General features: G+C 61.9%; 23 protein-coding genes, 1 tRNA gene and 2 pseudogenes. 15 read left to right on the plus strand and 11 right to left on the minus strand.

From position 1 onward, the window contains the following. The first annotated feature begins 1 nt into the window (after nucleotide 1). The 4 genes from V1277_RS18240 (at nucleotide 2) to V1277_RS18255 (ending at nucleotide 1,895) form a co-directional block, all read left to right on the plus strand. Complete coding sequence (locus tag V1277_RS18240; protein ID WP_334417514.1) at nucleotides 2–469, plus strand: arsenate-mycothiol transferase ArsC; 468 nt, start codon at nucleotides 2–4, stop codon at nucleotides 467–469. A gap of 384 nt (nucleotides 470–853) precedes the next feature. Next, nucleotides 854–1,477, plus strand: coding sequence for a Maf-like protein (locus tag V1277_RS18245; protein WP_057845441.1), 624 nt, complete (start codon nucleotides 854–856; stop codon nucleotides 1,475–1,477). Further along, nucleotides 1,467–1,682: a DNA gyrase inhibitor YacG gene (gene yacG, locus V1277_RS18250; RefSeq protein WP_334417515.1), complete on the plus strand. Its 216-nt coding sequence runs from the start codon at nucleotides 1,467–1,469 to the stop codon at nucleotides 1,680–1,682. The genes V1277_RS18245 and yacG overlap by 11 nt, the downstream gene beginning before the upstream one ends. Nucleotides 1,683–1,819: 137 nt before the next feature. Continuing rightward, nucleotides 1,820–1,895: transfer RNA gene (locus V1277_RS18255), tRNA-Phe, on the plus strand. A 675-nt stretch (nucleotides 1,896–2,570) separates the two neighbouring features. Here the strand turns inward: V1277_RS18255 and V1277_RS18260 are convergent. After that, a complete protein-coding gene (locus V1277_RS18260; RefSeq protein WP_334417516.1) occupies nucleotides 2,571–3,236 on the minus strand; it encodes a glutathione S-transferase family protein in 666 nt (221 codons plus the stop codon). A gap of 621 nt (nucleotides 3,237–3,857) precedes the next feature. Here V1277_RS18260 and V1277_RS18265 point away from each other — a divergent pair. Continuing rightward, nucleotides 3,858–5,096 (plus strand): CHRD domain-containing protein, encoded by a 1,239-nt coding sequence (locus tag V1277_RS18265; protein ID WP_334417517.1) that lies wholly within the window; start codon nucleotides 3,858–3,860, stop codon nucleotides 5,094–5,096. Nucleotides 5,097–5,251: 155 nt separating this feature from the next. Here the strand turns inward: V1277_RS18265 and corA are convergent, their stop codons facing one another. Together corA and V1277_RS18275 are read right to left on the minus strand one after the other, a co-directional pair. Further along, the gene (corA, locus tag V1277_RS18270; RefSeq protein ID WP_334417518.1) at nucleotides 5,252–6,217 is read right to left on the minus strand and encodes a magnesium/cobalt transporter CorA; all 966 of its coding nucleotides are present in this window, start codon (nucleotides 6,215–6,217) and stop codon (nucleotides 5,252–5,254) included. Between the two features lie 114 nt (nucleotides 6,218–6,331). After that, the gene (locus V1277_RS18275) at nucleotides 6,332–6,931 is read right to left on the minus strand and encodes a TetR/AcrR family transcriptional regulator (RefSeq protein WP_334370678.1); all 600 of its coding nucleotides are present in this window, start codon (nucleotides 6,929–6,931) and stop codon (nucleotides 6,332–6,334) included. 301 nt (nucleotides 6,932–7,232) lie between these two features. Between V1277_RS18275 and V1277_RS18280 the strand changes: the two genes are divergently transcribed. The 3 genes and pseudogenes from V1277_RS18280 to V1277_RS18290 all read left to right on the plus strand — a co-directional run bounded on the left by V1277_RS18280 (nucleotide 7,233) and on the right by V1277_RS18290 (nucleotide 8,281). Then, entirely contained in the window at nucleotides 7,233–7,610 is a 378-nt protein-coding gene (locus V1277_RS18280) for a tautomerase family protein (protein ID WP_334417519.1), read from the plus strand. 121 nt (nucleotides 7,611–7,731) lie between these two features. Further along, nucleotides 7,732–7,930: pseudogene (locus V1277_RS18285) on the plus strand (DUF3606 domain-containing protein). A 60-nt stretch (nucleotides 7,931–7,990) separates the two neighbouring features. Further along, nucleotides 7,991–8,281 carry a hypothetical protein gene (locus V1277_RS18290; protein ID WP_334370674.1) on the plus strand — a complete coding sequence of 97 codons (291 nt, stop codon included), beginning with the start codon at nucleotides 7,991–7,993 and terminating at the stop codon, nucleotides 8,279–8,281. 789 nt (nucleotides 8,282–9,070) lie between these two features. Here V1277_RS18290 and V1277_RS18295 read toward each other — a convergent pair. After that, entirely contained in the window at nucleotides 9,071–9,565 is a 495-nt protein-coding gene (locus tag V1277_RS18295) for a YciE/YciF ferroxidase family protein (protein WP_334417520.1), read from the minus strand. 163 nt (nucleotides 9,566–9,728) lie between these two features. Between V1277_RS18295 and V1277_RS18300 the strand changes: the two genes are divergently transcribed. Both V1277_RS18300 and V1277_RS18305 read left to right on the plus strand, forming a co-directional pair. Beyond that, nucleotides 9,729–9,917 carry a hypothetical protein gene (locus V1277_RS18300; protein ID WP_334417521.1) on the plus strand — a complete coding sequence of 63 codons (189 nt, stop codon included), beginning with the start codon at nucleotides 9,729–9,731 and terminating at the stop codon, nucleotides 9,915–9,917. A gap of 356 nt (nucleotides 9,918–10,273) precedes the next feature. Next, on the plus strand, nucleotides 10,274–10,564 hold the full coding sequence (locus V1277_RS18305) for a hypothetical protein (protein WP_028348084.1): 291 nt from the start codon (nucleotides 10,274–10,276) through the stop codon (nucleotides 10,562–10,564). An 88-nt stretch (nucleotides 10,565–10,652) separates the two neighbouring features. On the opposite strand, the gene V1277_RS18310 is transcribed toward V1277_RS18305, so the two are convergent. The 3 genes from V1277_RS18310 to V1277_RS18320 all read right to left on the minus strand — a co-directional run bounded on the left by V1277_RS18310 (nucleotide 10,653) and on the right by V1277_RS18320 (nucleotide 12,600). Beyond that, the gene (locus V1277_RS18310) at nucleotides 10,653–10,898 is read right to left on the minus strand and encodes a PilZ domain-containing protein (protein WP_334417522.1); all 246 of its coding nucleotides are present in this window, start codon (nucleotides 10,896–10,898) and stop codon (nucleotides 10,653–10,655) included. Nucleotides 10,899–11,018: 120 nt separating this feature from the next. Beyond that, entirely contained in the window at nucleotides 11,019–12,041 is a 1,023-nt protein-coding gene (locus V1277_RS18315; RefSeq protein ID WP_334417523.1) for an aldo/keto reductase, read from the minus strand. 133 nt (nucleotides 12,042–12,174) lie between these two features. Then, the gene (locus V1277_RS18320; RefSeq protein WP_247510296.1) at nucleotides 12,175–12,600 is read right to left on the minus strand and encodes a PaaI family thioesterase; all 426 of its coding nucleotides are present in this window, start codon (nucleotides 12,598–12,600) and stop codon (nucleotides 12,175–12,177) included. A gap of 80 nt (nucleotides 12,601–12,680) precedes the next feature. On the opposite strand from V1277_RS18320, the gene V1277_RS18325 reads away from it, so the two are divergent. The 3 genes from V1277_RS18325 to V1277_RS18335 all read left to right on the plus strand — a co-directional run bounded on the left by V1277_RS18325 (nucleotide 12,681) and on the right by V1277_RS18335 (nucleotide 15,714). Then, on the plus strand, nucleotides 12,681–13,310 hold the full coding sequence (locus V1277_RS18325; protein WP_334417524.1) for an NUDIX hydrolase: 630 nt from the start codon (nucleotides 12,681–12,683) through the stop codon (nucleotides 13,308–13,310). A gap of 138 nt (nucleotides 13,311–13,448) precedes the next feature. Beyond that, nucleotides 13,449–14,429 carry a Bug family tripartite tricarboxylate transporter substrate binding protein gene (locus tag V1277_RS18330; RefSeq protein ID WP_334417525.1) on the plus strand — a complete coding sequence of 327 codons (981 nt, stop codon included), beginning with the start codon at nucleotides 13,449–13,451 and terminating at the stop codon, nucleotides 14,427–14,429. Nucleotides 14,430–14,520: 91 nt separating this feature from the next. Continuing rightward, nucleotides 14,521–15,714: a hypothetical protein gene (locus V1277_RS18335; protein WP_334417526.1), complete on the plus strand. Its 1,194-nt coding sequence runs from the start codon at nucleotides 14,521–14,523 to the stop codon at nucleotides 15,712–15,714. A 189-nt stretch (nucleotides 15,715–15,903) separates the two neighbouring features. On the opposite strand, the gene V1277_RS18340 is transcribed toward V1277_RS18335, so the two are convergent. Further along, nucleotides 15,904–16,209 carry a hypothetical protein gene (locus V1277_RS18340; protein ID WP_334370660.1) on the minus strand — a complete coding sequence of 102 codons (306 nt, stop codon included), beginning with the start codon at nucleotides 16,207–16,209 and terminating at the stop codon, nucleotides 15,904–15,906. Nucleotides 16,210–16,408: 199 nt separating this feature from the next. Here V1277_RS18340 and V1277_RS18345 point away from each other — a divergent pair. Continuing rightward, nucleotides 16,409–16,889, plus strand: a pseudogene (locus V1277_RS18345) (hypothetical protein). 7 nt (nucleotides 16,890–16,896) lie between these two features. Here V1277_RS18345 and V1277_RS18350 read toward each other — a convergent pair. From V1277_RS18350 to V1277_RS18360, 3 genes are all read right to left on the minus strand, one after another. Beyond that, nucleotides 16,897–18,114, minus strand: a complete 1,218-nt coding sequence (locus tag V1277_RS18350; RefSeq protein WP_334417527.1) for an EAL domain-containing response regulator — start codon at nucleotides 18,112–18,114, stop codon at nucleotides 16,897–16,899. A gap of 420 nt (nucleotides 18,115–18,534) precedes the next feature. Continuing rightward, entirely contained in the window at nucleotides 18,535–19,494 is a 960-nt protein-coding gene (locus tag V1277_RS18355; RefSeq protein WP_334370654.1) for a TAXI family TRAP transporter solute-binding subunit, read from the minus strand. Between the two features lie 26 nt (nucleotides 19,495–19,520). Further along, the gene (locus V1277_RS18360) at nucleotides 19,521–21,548 is read right to left on the minus strand and encodes a TRAP transporter permease (protein WP_334417528.1); all 2,028 of its coding nucleotides are present in this window, start codon (nucleotides 21,546–21,548) and stop codon (nucleotides 19,521–19,523) included. Between the two features lie 243 nt (nucleotides 21,549–21,791). Between V1277_RS18360 and V1277_RS18365 the strand changes: the two genes are divergently transcribed. Continuing rightward, nucleotides 21,792–22,595: an SDR family NAD(P)-dependent oxidoreductase gene (locus V1277_RS18365; protein WP_334417529.1), complete on the plus strand. Its 804-nt coding sequence runs from the start codon at nucleotides 21,792–21,794 to the stop codon at nucleotides 22,593–22,595. The last annotated feature ends 25 nt before the right edge of the window (nucleotides 22,596–22,620 follow it).

Consider the following 22,620-nt stretch of genomic DNA (forward strand, 5'->3'; position numbering starts at 1 on the left):
CATGGAGGCGCCGCCCCGCGCGCGCAATCCGCAGGCCGTGCTGTTCGCATGCGGGCTGAACAGCGTGCGTTCGCCGATGGCGGCGAGCCTGTTGCAGCAGATGTTCCCGCAGGGACTCTATGTGAAATCCGCCGGCGTCAAGAAGGGCGAACTCGATCCGTTCGCGGTCGCCGTGATGGCCGAACTCGGCCAGGATATTTCCGGCCACAAGCCGATCACGTTCGAGGAGCTCGAGGATTGGGAAGGGCTCAATTTCGACCTCATCATCACGCTGTCGCCGGAAGCCCACCACAAGGCGCTGGAGCTGACGCGCACGCATGCCGCCGATGTCGAATACTGGCCGACGCCGGACCCGACCGACGCCGAAGGCAACCGCGAGCAAAAGCTCGCCGCCTACCGCGACGTCTGCGACGGCCTATCGATGCGCATCCGCCGCCGCTTCGCCAAGGCCGGCGCCGCGAGCGGATAGCTATCGTTGGTGAACGCGGGACGGCGTTCCCCGGACGGCCTGTCTAAACCCTCCCCTGGAGGGGTCCGAGACGAGCGAAGCTCGCTCGTGGGTCGACGCTCATGAAATGAGCGGCGGGGTGGGGTGACGGTCTCTCCACGTCCAACAGGGCCCGAGTGGAGAGATCACCCCACCCCGTCTCGCATTTCGCTGCGCTCCATGCGAGCCGACCCTCCCCCTCCAGGGGAGGGTACGCACCGCGTCCGGGACACGAAAGCTTCATCTGGATCGGGCAGAAACGAAAGCGCACTCAATCACTTGTTCCCCGGTTGTGGAATGGAGTGCCTTCCGATAGGTTCCGCGCGCGCGATCCACCCGAATCCTTATCTCCCCGACACATCCAGCATGCTTGGCCGTCCCAAACTCGTTCTTGCTTCCGGTTCGCCGCGGCGGCTCAGCCTGCTCAACCAGGCCGGCATCGAGCCCGATGCGCTGCGCCCGGCCGATGTCGACGAGACCCCGAAGCGGGGCGAGCTGCCGCGTGCCTGCGCCAACCGCCTGGCGCGGGCCAAAGCTGATGCGGCGCTGAAATCGGTCCACCTCGACGACGAGCTGCGCGGCGCCTTCATCCTGGCCGCCGATACCGTGGTCGCGGTCGGCCGGCGCATTCTGCCGAAGGCCAATCTGGTGGATGAGGCCGCGCAGTGCCTCCGGCTGCTCTCGGGCCGCAATCACCGCGTCTACACCGCGATCTGCCTGGTGACGCCGAAGGAGGCGTTCCGCCAGCGCCTGATCGAAACCCGCGTGCGCTTCAAGCGTTTGAGCGAGGATGACATCCAGGCCTATATCGGCTCCGGTGAGTGGCGCGGCAAAGCCGGCGGCTATGCCGTGCAGGGCATCGCCGGCTCCTTCGTGGTCAAGATGGTCGGCTCCTACAGCAACGTCGTCGGGCTGCCGCTCTACGAATCGGTCACGCTGCTCGGCGGGGAGGGCTTCCCGATCCGGTTCGGCTGGCTCAATGCCAGTTGACGGCCCCAAGGACGGCCCGAAGGACGGCCCCAAGGATACCGGCGCGCCCAAGCCGCCGAAACCTTGCCCGGTCTGCGGCAAGCCGGCCGACCCGGCCACGCTGCCGTTCTGTTCCAAACGCTGCCGCGACGTCGACCTGAACCGCTGGTTCTCCGGCCGCTACGTCATCCCCGGCCGCCCCACCGACCCCGAAGACGCCGAATAGCCGTGTTCTGCCAAATATTTGGGGATGGATAAGGAGGCGGGCCGCGCCCAGCGAAGCCAACGGCGAAGCTGGGTGGACACGGCCGCCCGACCTCTCTATAAACCGCCCGCTCGCCCGGCCTTTGGGCCTTCGAGTATGCCCAGGTAGCTCAGTTGGTAGAGCATGCGACTGAAAATCGCAGTGTCGGTGGTTCGATCCCGCCCCTGGGCACCATCAAGTTCCGTTTAGCCCGCTTCCTGAAAATGCTCGCCGAGCAAAGGCTCGTCCCGGCGTGCTCGCAGAGCGAAGCCGCCCCTGGCACCAACCCGCCGCAGCCTCACTTCGACCGGTTGTGAGTTAGTCTCTGGGCTTGAGCTCGGACAACGAAATCCAACCATCATCAGCATGTGACGGGTAGCGGAAGCGCTGGATGTCCCGATTAAATCATTCTTGAGACGGAGCGGTCTCGCTCAAAGCTAACCGACTCTTAGTTGCAGCGGCGCCCCGCGCTATGGTCCTGATCGCTACCGGCCCCATAAGGCGACCAGGGCACACGCGAAACCTATCGCTAGGATGGCCGCAGCCGTTACGGTGACCAAGTCAACTGACCAGGGATGGGCCCGTCCGCCAATTAAGTCGAAGTGTCTGGAGTGTGCTTTGTCCCGATATGTCTGAAGGCGCATGGCACGCACTCCTCTGCGCGTTGGATCGTCATTCAATCGGCGACTGCCAAGACAGTTCCTCGTGAGGCACCGCGGCCACCTGTCGCGAATCCGTCCGGACTACCCGACCAACGATTTGCACCGGGCCACCGGGCCCGCACCGGTTCAATTTGGGTGTGCCCTAAGTGAATTGCCCAAAGCTTGGTTCAATAAATCTAACCCGCCCCTGGGCACCATCAACTTCCGTTTAGCCCGCATCCTGAAAATGCCCGCCGAGCGCAGTGAAAGCCGCTAATTGGGCGTCGAAAGCACGCTTGTATGCGGGCCGCCCTTCACCGCGGGCGACATAGGCGGAGAGGTTTGGATATTCGTCCAGGATACCCGATCCTTTCAACCTGAGCAGCACCGTCACCATCAGCAGGTCACCAGCGCTGAACGCACCGTCAAGCCAGTCAGCGTCGCCAAGGCGACCGGAAAGATCGCCCAACCGTTTCCGAATGCTGTCCTCGAGGGCGCGCAGGCGCTGCTCGAACCAGGGCTGGTCGCGCTCAAGGATCTTGACGAGGGAGAGGTCGAAGACCGGCGGCTCCACCGTGTTGAGCGCGGCAAACATCCATGCGATCGCGCGCGCCCGGGCATTCGCATCGTCTGGCAGCAGTCCCGCATGGCGCTCGGCGATATGGAGCACGATGGCCCCCGACTCGAACAGGACGAGATCGCCTTCTTCATAGGTCGGAATCTGCCCGAAAGGATGAAGCGCTCGATGCGCGGGTTCCTTCATCGCTTTGAACGAAAGAAGGCGAACGTCATAAGGCTGGCCCACTTCTTCGAGCGCCCAGCGAACGCGCATGTCACGCGCCAGACCCTTGCCGCGGTCGGGCGACCGTTCAAAGGCTGTGATGGTGGGGGTCATTGCCATGCTCCGGGAGATTGCATGACGCTGTCGAGAGCTAGGTGCGTGATTGCGACGATCTTTCTCATGGTTACGTGTCCGGTTCTTGCGCTTAGTATCTAGAGGAGGACGAACGACCGGCGTGGCCTCCGACAACTTACCTCGTTTTTTGACCACCGGATTTCGCGGTCAGCGCTCCAAGCACCAGCCCCGGCCGTTACCAGGCCCGGACAGCTAGCGGATTAGGAGGGTTGATTGCGAAACGTGCGGTCACTCCGTTTTCGCTTGTCAAATGACGGAGTGCCCGGCTTTAGGCGAGATCGAGATGCGCACCGAGTGTTGGGAACCGAACACAACTTCAGCGTCGGCAACCGTACATTTGCATCACAATACGTCGATCGCAATAAACAAATCACAATAGCGCCCCGTCCATGGCCTACAGCGGCGAACCTTGGTTGGCGCGATCCAGCGATCCCTTGTTCTCGGCCGAAATACCGCGAGAAGGACAACGCGCCGATTCCGCGATAGCGGAGCGACGCGGCGCCTAATGCATGCCGGCGCGTGCCGGGTGCAACATCTGCCATATGTGCAGGCCGGCGTCGCTGGCCGCCCGACCTGCTGAGCAAAGAGCAGGAGGCTCTCATGTCCACAGCGTTCCGCGTGGTTCTCGAAGGCACTCAGGAAGTCCCCCCGAACAACTCGACCGCAAGCGGTCTTGGCACCGTCATCTTTGACAGCACGGAAATTGCCGCGAGCTATACGTTTCAGATCGAGGGCGTCGATTATGGCCCGATTACGGGCGGTCCCGCCCAGACGCCGTCGACCGACGACGATGTCATCTCCACGCATTTTCACAATGAAGCGCGAGGAGTAAACGGGCCCGTTGTCTTCGGGCAGATCAACCCGGCACAGGACGAAGATGATCTCAACATCGCCCTGAATACGGATGGCTCCTGGACGGTAAGCGGTCGATGGGAGACGACGGACCCCGCCAGCGTTCCAATCACCGACTTCGCCGACGAACTCGGCTCAGCTCCGGTGGGATCGGAGATCCCGATCTATTTCAACGTTCATACGAACCAATTTCAAGGAGGCGAGATCCGAGGTCAGTTGATCGCAATCGCAGATGACAACGACAACGTTGTCGTCGGAACGCCGGGCGACGATTTTCTTCCCGGGCTCGGCGGCAATGACATCATCCGTGGCCTCGCCGGGAACGACAGGCTTGAAGGCGGCGACGGCGACGACATTATCAGGGGCGGCCAGGGAAACGACGATATCAATACAGGCGCTGGCAATGACCTGGTTTTCGGTGGTCGCGGCAACGACACCGTTGGCGGCATGGCCGGAGCCGATACAGTCTTCGGCGGTGCCGGCGATGACTCCATCATCTGGAACGACCCTACGGGCGATGTCGTGTTTGGCGACGCCGGGAATGACACGCTGCGAGGCGGCGACGTTGCCGCCGACACGATCTTTGGTGGTAACGGTGACGACCTGATCCGGGCGGTCGCCAACCAGCAGTTGGCGGATCACGCGCCCGACCGTCTGTTCGGAGACCGCGGGAATGACACCATCTTCGGCGGCAATGCTGGTGATACGATCGAAGGCGGCGCCGGCGACGACAACCTCGCAGGTTTAGGTGGAGCTGATCAGTTTATCTTTCGCGAGACTGAACCAGGCAGTGATACCATTACCGACTTCGACGTAACGCAGGACGTCGTGGTGTTGGAAGGCTTTGGAGCCGACTTTGACCCGCTGGAAAATCTGAGCGCGGGAGCTTCGGGTACCACCCTTGATCTCGGCGAGGACAATCAGGTGCTGTTCTTGGGTCTCCTTCCGAACGAGTTGAACGCCGCGAATTTCCTCGTGACCGCTTGAGGTCGCGGAGGCGGGCCGGATCCACGGCCCGCCTCCGGCACGCCTGTTGGCGCCGGTTGTCGTCGCGCTCAAATCACCGCGATTGGGCCTCCGCCGCGAGAATGTCGTGCACCCGAATTTGGCGCGACACGCGGCAAAGCCGCGAGCAACCCGTATCAAAGCCATCGAGCCCGCTTGAACCGCAGGTAAAGCACGGTGCACAGCAGGGCGATAATGCCGACGACGACGTAGTAGCCGTATTGGGTTTTCAGCTCGGGCATGTTCTCGAAATTCATGCCGTAGATCCCGGCAATCGCAGTGGGTACGGCCAATATCGCGGCCCAGGCGGCCAACTGTCTCGTAATGACGCCTTGACGCTGCTGCTCCAACAGATTGCTCACCTCGAAAACCGAAGTCAGAACGTCTCGCAATGAGTTCACCATCGCATCGACTCGTCGTACGTGGTCCAGAACGTCCTGGAAATACGGACGGGCGTTAGCGTCTAGACACGGTGAATCAAGGTGTACGAGCCGGCCACAGACCTCCGTCATGGGGCCGATGATCCGCTTAAAGCGGATTAGCTCCTGGCGCAGGCCGAAGATCCGCTTGACCTCTGTACGGCTGAGAAAGCTGTCGAGAGCACTCTGCTCCATGGTTAGAACGCGTTCCTCGATCGTTTCGACAATCGGGAGATAACCATCAACGATAAAGTCGAGTATGGCGTGAAGAACGTAGTCCGGACCTTGGGATAGTAAGCTGGGCGCCGCTTCCAGTTGGGTGCGGAGATCGGTATGTGCCCGTGCGGAGCCATGCCGCACCGAAATGATAAAGTTCTTTCCGACAAACAGTGCCGTCTCGCCGTAAGCTATGTGATCCTGCTCAAGGTGAGCGGTGCGGGTCATCACAAAGAGCTGGTCGCCATAAACGTCAACCTTCGGCATTTGGTTAGCCTTGAAGGCGTCCTCAATCGCGAGAGGATGAAGCCCGTAGTTCTTCTCGAGTTGCTCAAGCTCCCGTTTCGAAGGCTCGAACAATCCAATCCAGACAAATTCGGATTTCCCCTTGCAGTCGATCGGCTCGTCCAGGGAAACGGCTCTCACCTTCTTGCCTTTACGATAAAGGTGGGCTGCAACGACGCTCACAACGAACTTCCTCCGATTGTATTAAGCAGGGTAGGTTCCGAAAATAACCTGTTTGTGCGCTAATGTTGTCGTGGCCCCGCAGATCCACTTGGAGCGCAGCGTACACGCTTTGCTCTAGCGGCGCGCCCCGCCAAGCACGAGATCGATCGTGTGCCTCGCAATCTTCCGAAGTTGGGCCTCATCACCAAAAGCTCGTTCGAGCACGGCCAATCCGCGCGTCACGGTGACGATGTGTAAGGCCGCGGTTCCGGGGTCGCCATTGAACTCGCCTCGCTTGACGCCCTCTGACAAGGCTTCCTGAACTAGGCCGGTGATGCGCGCCACCAGATCCGCAAAGGTTTTGCGCGCGTTCTCATCCAGCCCTTCGCCTTCGACCGACGCCAGCTCCATCAGTCCCCGCGTGGTGGGGCATCCGCGGGGCGGCGAGCCGGAACGGAAGTTTTCTATGGTCAGATCGAAAAATCCCGTGAGGCGTTTTCGCAAGGTCCCGGAGCCGAGCGCCTTTTGGACAGAGCCGAGATATTCGCGCGCATAGCGCTCGTAGGCGCAGAGAAACAGCGCTTCCTTGCTGCCGAAGGCATTGTAGAGACTGCCGCGCTGGACGCCGGCGTCACGCGCAATGTCTGACAGCGACGTGCCGCGCACCCCCTTGCGCCAGAATTGATCGAACGCGATGCGCAGGACGTCGTCGTGGTCGAACTCTCGCGGTCTCATGCTTCTCTTCTCCACTCCACAGGTCCTATCGCGACCTCCCGGGCTCTATCTCCTCATAGAAACTTGCGTGAGCAAGCGTCTCGAAGGACGAGGCCGAGAGCCGGTGTCCGGGCCTCATGGTTCTCGCGGCGCTGCGAAGCATCGTCCGCTGACGGCGCGTGCGCGCCACCCCACCACGAGGGTCTGGCAATAGGACCGACGCAGGTCAAAAAAGTATTTGACATGGTGTTAATAATGGTTACGTTTTTTTTCATCGTGTCAAAAACTACGAGATAGCTCACTTCGTCAAGGAGGATCCGCGATGCCGCTCGTTCACATCTCTCTGCGCGCCGGAAAGCCGGAAGCCTACCGACAGGCGATCTTCGACAGCCTTTACCGCGCGATGCGGGAAGCGCTCAGTGTGCCCGAAGACGACCAGTTCATGACCATCACCGAACATGACGCGGCGAACTTCCGCTACGGCGATGCCTATGGCGTCGCGCGCAGCGACGATGTTGTGTTCATCCAAATCACCGTGTTCAACACCCGTACATCAGAACAGAAGAAAGCGCTGTTCCGGCGGACGGCGGAGTTGCTCGCCGAAAGCCCCGGCATCCGGTCGGAGAACGTGTTCGTGAACGTTCTGGAGGCCGCGAAAGAGAATTGGTCGGTCGGCCACGGCCTCGCGCAATTCGCGTGAGCGATATGGCGAACTGGTTGCGACCTCCACCGCAGTCCCGCGCAGCAAGCGTAGCCGGGATGGCCAGGAACTCCGTTCCATACCTCGCGTTGCACTGCGGGGCACTTGGAGGAAATTCGAAATGGCGAAGAAGGCGAAGAAGTCGCTGCGTGGACGCAATCAGGATCGTGCGCGCGTGGCCGGCGGGCAGGCAGAGTTACGAGGTACGGTACATCGCAAAGAAAACCCGCAAGTCGGTCTCGGCCGTGAAGAAAGCTGTCAAGAAGGTCGGCAGCAGCCGCAAGCGGGTGGTGAAGGCGCTGAGGGGGAAGAAAAGGTAATTTTTCTTAGGAACGGACACGCTCCAGTCCGTTTGGTTCACCGGAAGGTGGAGTTGGTGCATGCAGCAATCTTCGGAAAGAGCCAAGATTGGCTCGGGGCAAATCGTCCTGCTCATTGTGCTTGCTGCTCTGCTTGTCCTCACCGGCGTGTGGGCCGCTTACGTCTGGAACGCAAGCAGCGACGTTCCGATGAGCACGCACGGCTGGATCGCGCTTGGCCTTGGCACGTTCTTCTCGCTCCTGATCGGGTGCGGCCTGATGGCGCTGATGTTCTTCAGCAGCCGAAGCGGTCACGACGAGGCCGCCAGTCCGCATTTCAAGGAGCGTCGCGAGGGCGAAGATCGGAAGTGAGTCTGTTCGATTCGAGACGTCCCGCCTTCTGCCGCACGCGTAGCGTTGCTGCGCGCGAGTGCGACCAATTGGCACGACAGGCAAATCACTTCTGATTTTCAGAAGTCGTGTCAAGTCCGGTGACTAAAAATATTCCACTTCACTTGCAACCCAAATCACCGGCATAACTCCGCCCGTCTCACCCACCCAAGGGGCGTTGGCCACGTCACGAACGCGCGGTGAGATGCGGTGGACGTGAATGGCGCTAGCTGACGTCGGCGCCTGAAGCGGACGGCGAAGTCGTGTGGTTCGGGCGCCGCGGTGCTGGCGTTAAGTTGGCGGGAAGTGTCCCGCCGACGACGGAGGCAAAAGAGCCGTTCTCCGGGAAGAGCACGAAGTAAGCCGTAAACCATCGCGCAGGGAAAGCCGGAATGCCTCCGCTGCCCTGTATGCTCGTGTGCATTTCCTTATGCGCAAACAGCACACGAGACCTCGGGTGCAGCGAGCACCCGGCTTTCCCTGCGCCCTTGTTTCGATGGAGGGCGGAAGTTCAAGCAAAGCTCGGGCGCTTCACGCCGCGAGAACGCGGACGCACACCCTCTCGCTGTTTGACAGTTGAATCCGAAACCAAGAAATCCGAAACCAAGAGCAGCGGGCCTAAATCCCGAACACGCTGAAGATCGCGCCCGAAGATCGTCGCGAAGGCGCTGTCAGCGCGTGTCGCCGTCCTGAGCGGCAGCGTCACATGCACGGACGCTGCACCTCATGCTGGCGCGGTTTGCGTGTTTGCGAGCGCCAGCAGCCCCGAAGTCACGCCGCCAGCGCATCCGGATTGACCTCACCCTTGGCGATATCGGTGAGCAGCGCATCGATCTCTTTTTCTTCCATCAGGCTCTCGTGCAGCGTCGCCTGGTCGTTGCGCAATTCCAACTGCCCCGCCAGCGCGGCGGCCGAGCCGTAGGCGGCGATTTCATAGTGCTCGAGCTTCTGGGCGGATGCGATCAGGCCGGCATCGCGAAGGTCGTCGCCCTCCAGCATGGCGAGCATCTTCCGGGTCTCACGGATGAGCGCCTCCATGGCCTGGTCGACATGCGCCGCCGGGTCTGCGCCATGCTGGCGAAGGATGGCCACAAGGCGGCCCTTCTGCGTGACCGTCTCCGCGTGATGGTCCACCAGCGCGTCCTTGAGTGCCGGGTGGGCTGCCGCCGCCGCCATCCGCAGCAGTGCTTCCGCAAGTTGGTCCTCGACGCTCACCAGTTCCTGCAGTTCGGCAATGTACATGTCCTTGAAATTCTTGATCTCCATGGCGAAATCCTTCTGTCAGGATGCGTATGAGGCGATATCATTCCAACGAGGCCACGACGCATCTGGTTCCGGTCCAAGAGCTGATCTCCAAGAGCTGATCTCCAAGAGCTGATCTCCAAGACCTGATCGAAGAGACCTGATCGAAGACCCAAGAGGTGCTGCGATGACGGAATGGTACTTTGTCTGGGTGGAAGGCCTGCGAGGGCCTGCGCCACAGAAATGGTCATCGGATGGGCTTTGGGGGCAGGTCGGGCGTCAGGATGTCATCGTGCGTTTTGCGCTGAGCGACGAGGAAGCGCATCTGCCGCTCGACGAACTGGCAAGGCGGCATCCCATTCCCGAGGGGAAATAGCCGGCGACAGTCACGCGATGCCGGCGGTCGTTCGAAAGAACCAGGCCGAAAGCAATCGCGGGCGCTGGAACTTTTCCGCCTGGTTCCGTGCGATTTCAAACATGCCTTTCTGCGGAACATTGCGAATTTAATTTCGTTGCCGGGTTGAAGCGGCGCCAAGAGGCACCACTGTCCCGACTTCAATTCGGCGTGCTTGCGGAATTGAAAGCGAAGCTGCGAGCCGGCGCGTGACGCCGGTGGGGACGAGCGATCAGGATCCGACACGCTTGACGTCATTCCCTCCGCAGAAAGAGCCGCGCGCGGTCAAGGCCGTCACGCGGTGCTCACCAACCAGAAGCCAAGTAAGGAGATCGTGCATGAAATTGAACTCGGCACAGGTAGAACGCGCTCTGACGCAATTCGAAGCCCAGGCGCTTCCCGACGATCATCCGGTGGTTCCGCAGCTAGCCAGCATGTTTGGGGATCATACATTCTTCCTCGACAGCGGCGGGCTCAACGTCCTGGAGCCGACCGAGGCTTCCGAGCGGGAAACCACAATCGGCATGATCGTAAACCTTGCTTATTGGAGCGATGAGACGCTGACGAAATTGTCGCCACACGAGCCCGAGCCGACAGGCGTGATCGTCAGTCTCGAATCCAGACACTGACTCTTCGAGTCCGGGACTCGGCGTGTGTTTCAGACGATTTGTCGTGCGCGGTCGCGTGCCGCGCGCGATGGCTGCTGAAATGCGCCGGTCAGGTTTCGAAATGAACCCCGATCCGCGTCTCTTTTCGCCAGACGACGCGGCACGGCACATGGATGTGGTCGGCTTCGATCACCAGCGTGAAGCGTTCGGGAATGCCGACGGGAGAGCTTACCTCGAGCGCAGCGCCGGTTTCGGAAAGATTGCGCACCGTGCAATCAATGACGGCGCCGCCGCCAAACGAAATCTTGCCCGCCTTCAAGAGCCGACGCCGTGGTGCTATCCTGTGCTCGTCCACCACATGGACCTCCCATCTGAACAGGGAGTTTTCTACCGGCGAGGTTACTATCCCGTTACCGAGCGCTCCAGCCCGGATGCAACGCCAAGTCGTGGGCCGCCGCGGAACCGCCGTTCCCGCTCATCGAGCTTGGCCGTCCGTCCGCGCCCGCCGGCCCTCGATCGGGTAGGCCGGGTCATTGAACCCCGGCGTCGAGGGATGGCCGCTCACCACCAGCCGGTCGACCAGCGCCTCGTCCTCCGCCGTGAAGCGATAGTCCAGCGCTTGGATATAATCATCCCATTGCTGTTCGGTCCGGGGGCCCGCGATCACCCCGCTCACGAATGACGAATTCAGCACCCATGAAACCGCGAATTGCCCGGCGGTGATGCCGCGCGCTTCGGCGTGCCGCTTGATCTCCTGGGCGAGCTGCAGCGATTCCGCCCGCCATTCGGTCTGCATCATGCGTTTGTCGGCGCGCCCCGCACGCGTGTCCTCGCCGGGCGCCGCATCCGGCCTGTACTTGCCGGTCAGCACCCCGCGCGCCAAGGGGCTATAGGGCACGATGCCGAGGCCGTAATAGCCGCAAGCCGGAAAGTGCTCGACCTCCGGCATCCGGTTCATGGCGTTGTAATAGGGCTGGCTGACGATCGGGCGATCGATGCCGTTGTTGTCGCAGATGTTGCAGATCTCGGCGACGCGCCAGGCGCGGTAGTTGGAGACGCCAAAATAGCGGATCTTGCCCTGGCGCATCAAATCGCCCATCGCGCGCACCGTCTCCTCCAGCGGCGTCGCGTGGTCCTCCTTGTGCAGATAATAGATGTCGATGAAATCGGTGCCGAGCCGTTGCAGGCTCTCTTCCGCCGCCTGCATCACCCAGCGCCGCGACAGCCCGCCGCGATTGGGATCGTCGCCGATCTGGTTGGCGAGTTTTGTCGCCAGAATCCAGTTCGTGCGATTGTTTGAAATGGCACGGCCGACCACCTGCTCGGACTGGCCGCCATTATAGGCATCCGCGGTGTCGATGAAGTTGACGCCGGCCTCGCGCGCTTTCGCAATGATGCGCGACGACGTGGCTTCATCGGTGGGGCCGCCGAACATCATGGTGCCCAGGCAGATCGGTGAAATCTTCAGGCCGCTGCGGCCGAGTTGGCGGTATTGCATCAATCGCTCCTCAGTCTTTGGCAGTCATTCCGGGATGGTGCGTCAGCACCAGACCCGGAATCTCGAGATTCTCAGGGGCGGAAGGCCGCCCCGTAGTTCGATGCTCCGCATCGCTTCGGAATGACGGCAACTCTCAACCCTCGCTCTTCAATATCTTGAACACACCGCTCGCCATCGCGATACAGCGTTTGTCGACCGTCACTTCCGTCGTGATGAAAATAAGGCTGCGGGTGGAGCGCACCACATGCGGCTTCGACACCAAAACCTCTCCGATCTTGCCGGCTTCGACAAAGTGCGTATCGAGCTGCACGGTCGCCAGCGTCGGCTTGCCCGAGACGAAGCGGGCGGTCATGCCGCAGGTGCGGTCGGCGAAGGTCATGATGACGCCGCCCTGCACCAGGCCGCGGCGGTTGTGGTGCTTGTCCTCGGTGGCGAGCGCGTATTCGTGCGCGCCGTCGACGACGCGCTGCCACAGCGGGCCGATCAGGTGCAGGAAGCCGGAGGTTTCGACGATCTTCCAGCCGTCGGATTTGAGCTTGTCCGCGGCCTTGGCTGTCATGCCGTGCTTTCCGTTTCCTGCGGGCTATCTTGCTGTCCGGGGTCATTTCATCTGATGCGCTGGTGTTGTAGTCAAGCGGGATGGCCAGGCCATTTGACGATACCACGCGGCGGAATATTGCAGAGCTTTGCGCGGCATTTGCGCGGGTGCCCTCGGAGCGCGCAGAGCCTGAGCTGAAGCGCGCCGCGGTCGCCATCGCGCTGGCGGAAGCCGAGAGCGGCCCGGGCACCACATTTCTGTTGACCCGCCGCGCCGCAAGCCTGCGCGCCCACGCCGCCCAATGGGCGTTGCCGGGTGGGCGCTGCGACCACGGCGAGGCGCCGGCACAGGCCGCGCTGCGCGAGCTCCACGAAGAACTCGGCGTCGGCCTCGGCGAAAGCGATGTGCTGGGCCTGCTCGACGACTACCCGACGCGCTCAGGCTATCTGATCACGCCGGTGGTGGTCTGGGTCGGTACAAACGGCGATATCGTCCCCAATCCGGCGGAGGTCGCCTCGGTACATCGCGTCGCGCTCGACGACATCGAGCGAGCCGACGTCTTCAGCTTCACCAGGATTCCCGAAAGCACGCGGCGCGTGATCCGCTTCCGCCATGCCGGCCAGCAAATCCACGCGCCAACGGCGGCGCTGATCTATCAGTTTGCCGAAGTCCTGGCGGGTCGCGAGACCCGTGTGGCCGAACTGGAGCAGCCGGTGTTCGCCTGGAAATAGAGTCGGCGCTAGCCGCCGAAGCGGCTGCTCATCTCACCATGTGAGAGAGCGTGCTCATGCAGCGCGGGTTGCGGATGTTGGTGGTTTCGGAGACGATAGCTGCGTCAAGAAGAAGAACAGATCCGGGAGTCGCCCACCATGTCCATCGGGAGAAAGTGGCTTTGCGTCGCAGCCGCCATGCTCGGCTTGAGCGCGGCAACAGACGTTTCGCGCGCTCAAACCTATCCCGCCCGCGCCATCACGCTGGTCATTCCGTTCGCGCCCGGCGGCAGCACCTCGATCGTCGGCCGCGCCATTGCCGACAAAATGAGCGAGATGCTTGGCGAGAAGGTGGTGGTCGACAACCGTCCCGGCGCCGGCGGCACGGTCGGCACCAAGGCGGTCGCGAAAAGCGATCCGGATGGCTACACGCTGCTCTTGGGTTACACCGGCACGCTCGCGATAGGCCCCTCACTTTACAAGAATCCCGGCTACGATCCGCGTAAGGATTTTGCACCGATCGGCATGATCGGCAACGCACCGAATTCGCTCGTGGTGCATCCATCATTCCCGCCAAAGAGTGTCGCCGAATTGATTGCCCATGCGAAGGCCAATCCCGACAAGGTCAATTTCGGCTCGGCCGGCGCCGGCACCGCCAGCCACATCACGGGCGAATATTTCGCCCGCGCGGCCGGCATCAAGCTGGTGCATATCCCCTACAAGGGCACCGGCCCGGCGTTGACCGATCTCCTCGGCGGCCACATCCCGATGGCGTTCGCGCCGATCCCGGCCTCGCACGCCAACGTCTCCGCCGGCAAATTGCGCGCACTTGCGGTCACCAGCACCACGCGATCGAGCCTGTTGCCCGATGTGCCGACGCTGATGGAGGCGGGGCTATCCGGCTTCGACGCTTCGCTCTACTACGGCCTCGTCGCGCCCGCCGGCACGCCGCGACCGATCGTCGACAAGCTCAACAAGGCGCTGCGCGACGCGCTCGCCTCCGACGAGGTGAAGAAGCAGTTGAGCAATGACGGCACCGAAATTACCCCCGGTACGCCGGAAGACTATGCGGCCTTCATCGACAAGGACGAGAAGAAGTGGTCGCAACTGGTGAAGGCCAGCGGCGTTGAGCAGGAGTGAGCGGCGTTCCACCCTCTCCCACAAGGGGAAGGGAAAAAGAGTCGCGCCCTTTCGGGGCTGACATCGTAGGCGCGCTTGCTACAACCGTGCCATGCGCCTGCCATTGATTCGCATGGGTTCCGGATTAGCTGCGCTCGCGCTGCTCGCGAGTGCGCCGCCTGCCGTGGCGACGGAGCTGCTCCCTCCCTCAACCGCCGACGCCATGGCGCAAGCCGCCTCGCCGCAGGCGATGGCCGAATACCGTCGCAAGCTGAAAGAGTATCAGGAAGCCCGCGCAGCGTTCGAAGAGCAGGCGGGCGCCTATTGGACCTCAATCTCCGAGAAGCGAAAGGGCCGTAACGCCAAGCGCCGGGAACGCCAGGCCATCACGCTCAACGATTACGTGCTGACGCAGCCGCCGGTCTACACCGGTCCGAAGCGCCCGGTCAGTCCGGAGCCGGAAGAAGAAAAGCCGCCGCGCGAGCGCAAGCCGCTGCCGGTGGTTGCCGATTTTCTTAAAGCGGCCGCCGAGCATTTCCAGTTCACGCCGCAACGGCCGGCAACCGAGGTCGAGTTCAAGCGCGCCTATGCCCGCTACGCGTTGGCCGCGGGATTAACGCGCGAGCAGGCGGTGCGGGTCTACTCGTTCGAGACCGGCGGTAGCGGCAATTACGACATGCAGTCGGGGCTGAACCCCTCGAAGCCGGGCTCGCGCGCGATCTCGACCGCGATCGGCTACAATCAGTTGCTCACCACCAACAGCGTCGAGCTGTTGGCCGAACAGGGCCACGAAATCATCAAGGAACTGACGGCTAGGGCCGCGACGCTGTCGGGCGCGCCGCGCAAGGCGATGGACCAGAAGCTTGCCGTCTTGAAAAGGATGGTGGCGTTTACGCGCACCGTGCCGGATACCTGGTCCGAGCATGAGAAGCTCGCCAACACCCCGCAGGGCTGGGCTGTGCACGCTATGGTGCTCGATGTCGACGTCGGACCGATGTTGCAGACCCACAAGCTGCTGACATCGGTCCATTTCGCGCGCGCCAAGGGCTACAATCGTCCGCTGACGGCGGCTGAACTCGAAATGATGAACCTCACCGGTGACGGCACCGGCCTCGACATGGTCACCATGCCGCAGGCGATGCGCGAGCAGGTGCCGACCTCGAATTTCTTCCAGCGTGGCGGCTACGAGCGTAACCCGGTCGCAATCCGCCATAACACGGTGGCGAAACTATTGGCGATCACCGACGAGCGGATGGATTTCAACTCCAGCAAGCCCGGCGCAAAGGAGTTGGCGACGGCGTTTTAGGTGTCACCCTCCCCTGGAGGGGGAGGGTCGGCTCACATGAGCGCAGCGAATGAGAGACGGGGTGGGGTGATCTCTCCACTCGGGCACTGTTGGATGTGGAGAAACCGTCACCCCACCCCGCCGCTCATTTCATGAGCGTCGACCCTCCCCCTCCAGGGGAGGGTATCGCAGCGCCAGCCTCGTAGCGCCTCACTCCGATCCGAACATGAACTTGCCGTCGCCTTCCAGATAGGGGCCGGAGCGCATGTAGAGCTGCCCGTTCTGGCCAAGGAAGAACAACGTGCCCTTCGGCACTTTCTTGGCGCCCTTCAATAGCAAGCCGGCATTATTGGTGCCCAGCTTGTAGGCGAGCGTCTTGCCGTCCCTGCCGTAGGCGTAACCCATGTCCGACTTCAATTCCCAGGGAGTCGGTGCCGCGCCTTGCGCAAATGCCGATGTCGCCAGCCCCGTCAGTGCGGCCGCCATCAAAACTGATTTTGTCGAAACGCTCGTCATCGTCATCCTCCCAGCGGCCTTAAGCGGCTTCTGTCCCACGTTTTGAACAAATCACGAACGGCATTGCGCCGTCAATTGCCACCTTCGACGCATCACACGGCCCTTGAGACTTTGTGATTTCCCGCGTCCGACTTCGCGACTATGTTCGCCTTTCCGGCTACAAGCATGCATTGCGAAAAACGTCATAGGGATGGTTAGGATGAATCACGTCATGAAGCTCGGTCTTGGTGTTGCGCTATCGTTCATGACGCCGGCTCAAGCGGCAGAGGCTGACAATTTCAAACTGTCCAACAACCAGCGGATCGCCTGCAGTCGGGGATTGAGTGCGGGCAAGCTCAACACCTCGACCTGCAAATCCTATGCTTACGTGTTCAACACCAAGACGTCAGAGTATTTCCGCTGCCAGGTCTCGATGGCGCTGACGCGGGACAACAAGGAAGTCATCAACGTGCAGGCCGACGGCGGCTGCACCAAGAAGCCCCGCATCTTCGATACCGACGCGAACTATTCGTTCGGATGCCACCGAGACCGAGCCGCCGAACACCAATTCGTTCTTCGGTCCCGGTGGCTATGCGGTGTGGGCCAGCGACAACAGTAATCTGAAGGTGCGCGGCTGCATCATCATCTCGTCCGGTCTCGGCTCCGACATCGCGAAATGTATCGACATGAAATTCGAGTGAGCTTCGCTCAGGGAGCCTTCTCGGGGTCGGCTGCAAGCTGAGGGCGCGACCGCGCGAATTTGCGCACGCCGACGGGCTTACCGAACAGATGGCCCTGGATCAGATCGAATCCCATGTCGTGCGCGGCAAGGTAATCGGCGCGCGTCTCGATGCCCTGGGCGACGGCGCGAGCGTCGTTGTCTCGGGCCAGTTCGACGATGCGTCGGCATACCGTCTGCTTCAGCCGATCGTCGGCGCAGCCCTTGACGTATTGCTGGTCGACCTTCAGCTCGACGAACGGGAAGCTCCGAAGCTCCAGCAGCGACGGCCATTCCGCGCCGACATTGTCGATGGCGATCGCGATATTGTGCAGGCGTAGCCGTCTTGCGGTGTCCACTGCGAGATCCGGATGGTCGACCACCTCGCTGCTGTTGATTTCGATCAAAAGTCCTCCGAACGCCGGGTGGGCGGGCATGGCGCGGCACAGATCGCGCACCGCCGCTGCGTCGTCGAAGAACGATATTGGCAGGTTGATCGAGAGGTCGACCGGACCCTGGCTCTCCAGCAGGTAGCGCCAGTCCTCGATCGCGCGGCCGATCACGAATTCGGAAAGCTTGCAAAAATGCGGATCCTTGTCGTCGGGAATGAAGTAGGCCGGCGGGACCACGCCCCAGGCCGGATGCCGCATGCGGACCAGCGCCTCCGCTCCGCTGGGGACCAGTGTGCGGGTGTTGATCTTCTGCTGATACCACAATTCGAGCCAGCCAGCCTTCAACGCCTCGGCGACGTCGACGGCCGGGCTTGGCGCCGGCTCGGCAGGCAGCAGCGTCGCGAGGCTGGCGCGCAGGCTCGCTGCGCCGAATGGCGTCGGCAAGGAGGGCAGCATGGCAATGCCGTATTCTTCGCCAATCTGCCTGACCGCCTTAACCATGATCGTGTCGGGTTGACCGATCACGAGAACCTTGCCGCCGAAATCTTTCCGGACGATTGCCTCGAGAATTTCGCCGACATTGATCCCGTCGGCGCACACGCTGAGCACGATCAGGTCCGGCTGCTCCGCCTGCAGTATGCCGGCCAAATCGCCGGCCTGGCCGCATTCGCAGGTGACGAACCCGAGATCCTCGAGAGCGTCGGAAAGAAACAATCGGAGGTGCCTTTTGCTGTCGACGACGCACGCTCTGGGCGCCAGCTTCCGATGCCCAAAGTGCGCCGCGCGCGAATACTCGACAAAGTTGATTTGCTCCATGCCACCCTCCCGCTAGCTACCCCAACGCCAGTGGTACATCGGCGTTGCGGTCGCAATCATGGAATTTTGCGGCAGGTCACATGATTACTTCGGTAGGGTTAAAGCAGCCGACAAGAATAAAATTTTAGGGAAGCTGCTGCCGCGAAGCAGCCAACCAGCGCCGGGACACTCGACGGGGTCATTTCATCGGCTTCAACGCGCTGATGCCCGGCTTGGGCAACATTTGATCAGCCTCGCGTGTTAACGCCTGTGGTCGCTCGCCGGCGCCGCGATGTTCGTGGCTCAGCGAACGTCGCCTGAACGCTCCCTCGCAGGCGCAGCAATGCCGCAAGGCTCACAACCCTGGCCAAAAGAATGACCGCGGTCCTCGGCAGACCGCGGTCACTGATGACGCAAGCCAAATAGCTCGAGCGCGATGCCTTAGCCGCCGATACCCTTCTCCTTGAAGTACTTCAACGCGCCAGGATGGAACGGAATCGGCGAACGGTCCTGCACCTGGTTGTCGAGCGAGAAGCTCTCGGCTTCCTTGTGCACGGCAACAATGTCGGCCTTCTTTTCCACCAGCGTCTTGACGATGGTGTAGGCGTCCTCATTGCTCATCTTGTCGCCGGTGACGATCAGATTCCAGACGTCGGTGATGGAGTTGTCCTTGTCGTAGCCGGGATACGAGCCCGCCTTGATCTTGCTCGACGAATAGAGCTTGCCGTATTTGGCATTCATCTTCTCGGCCAGATCGCCATGGTCGATCAGCTTCATCTTCAGACCGGGAGTGGCCGCGAGATCGGTGATTGCGGCGGTCGGAATGCCGCCGACCCAGAAGAAGGCGTCGATCTTGCGGTCCTTGACCGCGTTGACGGATTCGGCGACGCCGAGCCGCTCGCGCTTCATGTCCTTGTCCTTGTCGAGGCCGGCCGCCTCGATGACGCGGAATGCCATCACTTCGGTGGCGCTGCCGGGCGAACCGGTCGAAACACGCTTGCCCTTGAGATCTGCCATGGTCTGGATACCGGTGCCTTCCACCGTCACCACATGCATGCGGTTCGGGTAGACCACGAGCAGCGCCTGCAGCGGCACCTTGCCGCTCTTGAACTTGTCCTGCCCTTGCAACGCATCGAGCGCCGCATCGGCCATGGTGAAGGCAAGCTCGCTTTTTCCGGCACCGATCAGCTTGAGATTGTCGACCGAGCCGCCGGTGACTTCGGCGGTAGCCTGCATGTTGGGCAGGTTCTTCGAGAGCACGTTGGCAACCGCACCGCCGAGCGGATAGTAGACGCCGCCGGTGCCGCCGGTGCCGATCGACATGGTTTTCTGCTGCGCATGGGCTGCGCCGGCAAAGGCGAGCCCCAGAGCCATCGCCAGTATCGCTGTGGTCTTTTTCATTTTTGTCTCCCTCAATTGCTTCTTCTCTATGTTGTGACCGCAGGCCGCTCTGGCGACCGCGTTCTGGCCTGCCACAGCAATACGCCGAAACCAATGATCAGGCCCGGCACATAGGTGTAGCTGATATCGCGTCCGGTGATCCATTCGACCATTGCCTCAATCAGGCTTGGGAACACCAGCAGCAATCCGGATAGCAGAAGCAGGCCGCGCTCGACCGCTGTATTTTGTCGCAGCGCCCAGTTCTGGGCAAATGCAGCCAGCGCCAGCAGGCCCAAGCTTGTCTTGATCGCGATTTCGAGAATGTCGATCCACGATCCGCCCTTGGGGATCGACATCAAGAGGCCGCCGCCCTGCGGATCGAGCACGAAGACGAACGGCACCAGGAACGCCGGCAGCGTATATTTCCAGGACTGCAGCGTGGTCTTGTAGGGATCGCCGCCGGTGATGGCGGCCGCCGCGAACGGAGACAGCGCCGTCGGCGGCGAAACCTCCGACAGGACGGCATAGTAGAAGATGAACATATGAGCGGCGTAATCAGGCACGCCGAGCTTGACCAGCGCGGGCGCTGCGATGACCGCGCAGATGATGTAGGACGCCGTCACCGGCACGGCGAGGCCGATAATCCAGACGATCAGCGCGGTGTAGATCGCGGTCAGCAAAAGGCTGCCGCCGGCATAGGCGATGACGATCGACGAGAATTTAAGGCCGAGACCGGTCAGCGTCACGATGCCGACGACGATGCCGGCGCAGGCGCAGGTGGTCGCGGCATTGAGCGCGCCGATCGAGCCGTCGGCCAGCGCCTTCACCAGCTTGGTCGGCACCAGCATGGTCTCCCGGCGCAGGAAGCTCAGCGCAAAGGTGACGACAATGGCGTAGAACACCGACAGCGACGGCGAGTAGCCGATGACCATGAAAAACACCACGGCGAGCAGCGAGATGAAGTGGAAGCCATACCGCCTGGTCATCTGGCCGAGCGACATCTCGGGCGTGAAGGTCACGTTCTTGGCGTGGAATTTCTTGGCGTCCAGCTCGACCATGAACAACAGCGACATGTAGTAAAGACAGGTCGGAATGGTCGCCATCCAGATGACGTCGAGATAGCTGATCTTGAGAAACTCGGCGATCAGGAACGCGGCGGCGCCGAGCACAGGCGGCGACAGGATCGCGCCCAGCCCGCCGGCAGCGAGCAATCCGCCCGCGGCGTTCCTCTCGAAGCCCGCCTTCGCCATCATCGGATAGGCCACCGTGCCGATCATCACGGTCGTGGCGACGCCCGATCCGGAGGGGCCGCCGAGCAGGAACGACGACAACACCACGGTGCGGCCGGCGCTGTTCGGCTTGCCGCCCATCAAGGCCAGCGAGAAATCGATGAAGAATTTGCCGGCGCCGGAATGCTGCAGGAATGCGCCATAGATCGTGAACAGGATGATCAGCGTCGCCGACACGTCGACTGCGACGCCGAAAATGCCTTCCAGTGTGATAAAGAGGTGACCGACCAGGCGGTCCAGGTCGTAGCCGCGATGGGTCCAGGGCGCCGGCAAATAGGGGCCGAGCATCGCATAGGCGATGAACAGCAGCGACACCACGGGCATGATTGCGCCGGTGGTGCGCCGCGTCGCCTCTAGCAGCATCACGATGAAGACGATGCCGACGATCACGTCCCAGCGATCGGGCGTGGTGGCGCGGTCGGTAAAGTCCTCGCCACCCCACAGCGCGTAGATGACGGTCGCCACCGCGACGATCCCGGGAACGACGTCCCACCAGCGCACACGGTTGCGAAACCGCGTCGCCAGCGGAAACAGCAGGAAGCTCAAGATCAAGGTGAAGGCGACGTGGGTGTAGCGAAGCTCCTGGGTCGGAACGATGGCATAGGCCGCATAGAGGTGAAACAGGCTCATGACCACGGCAATTGTGGTCGAAATCCTTCCCGCCCACCCCATCAGGCGGTTGGCCGCGCCTTCTTCCGCCTCGATGTAGGCTTCCGCCTTGTGCAAGGCTTCGTCCGAAACGGCGACGACCTCGTCATTGGGCGGCGTTGTCTTGTCTACGGCCATGCTTCCCCCGGGGACCGGTTAACTTTCCGGCCCGACTGCGGCGGGCCTCCTTCGCGGGCCGCATTCAGTCCGTTTTGGGTGGCGGTGGCAAGGGGCTTTTCGGCCTATGTCCAAGTCGCTGCTTTAGCTTTTTGGAGAGGTTGACCCAGGGGCGCCGGACGTCCAATTTCCCGCCCCAAAATTCGGATGCGCCGCATTCGTGCGCGCTGCAATGCAACGACAACCCAAAGGGAGAAGAAGTCGATGGAACGGCTCAAAGGCAAGGTGGCGATGGTGGTGGGCGCGGGATCGATCGGTCCCGGCTGGGGCAATGGCAAGGCGACCGCCGTCACCTTCGCACGCGAGGGCGCCAGCGTGTTCTGCGTCGATCGCAATGCGGCTGCCGCAAACGAAACCGTCAGCATCATCACGGGCGAGGGCGGCAAGGCCGTCGCCTTCACCGCCGACGTCTCGCGCGAGGTCGAGGTCGAGGCGATGGTGGCGGCGTGCCTGAAGGCCTATGGCCGCATCGACGTGCTCGACAACAATGTCGGTATCGCCGAAATGGGCAGCGTCGTCGAAGTGAACGAGGCGAGCTGGGATCACGTCTTCGCGGTCAATCTCAAGAGCGCCTATTTTGCCATGAAGCACGTCATTCCCGTGATGCAGAAGCAGGGTGGCGGCTCAGTCATCAACATCTCGTCGATCGCATCCATTCGCCATCTCGGCATCTCCTACGTCACCTATGGCGCTTCGAAGGCGGCGATGAACCAGATGACGCGCACCACCGCCGTGCAATTCGCGAAAGACCATGTTCGCGTGAACTGCATCCTGCCCGGCCTGATGAAAACGCCGATGGTCGAGCACTCAGCCGGCCTTGCTGCAAGCTATTCGGCCGGCGACGTCGAAGCGATGTGGCGGGCGCGCGATGCGCAGGTGCCGATGGGGCACATGGGCGACGCCTGGGACGTTGCCAATGCGGCGCTGTTTCTCGCTTCCGACGAATCCCGTTACGTCACCGGGATCGAGCTCGTGGTCGACGGCGGGATAACGGTGAAGTCGAGCTGATGCGCTCGCTGCCTGCGTGAACAAC

Origin of the sequence: Bradyrhizobium sp. AZCC 1588, from assembly GCF_036924735.1 — a bacterium.
GTDB lineage: Bacteria > Pseudomonadota > Alphaproteobacteria > Rhizobiales > Xanthobacteraceae > Bradyrhizobium.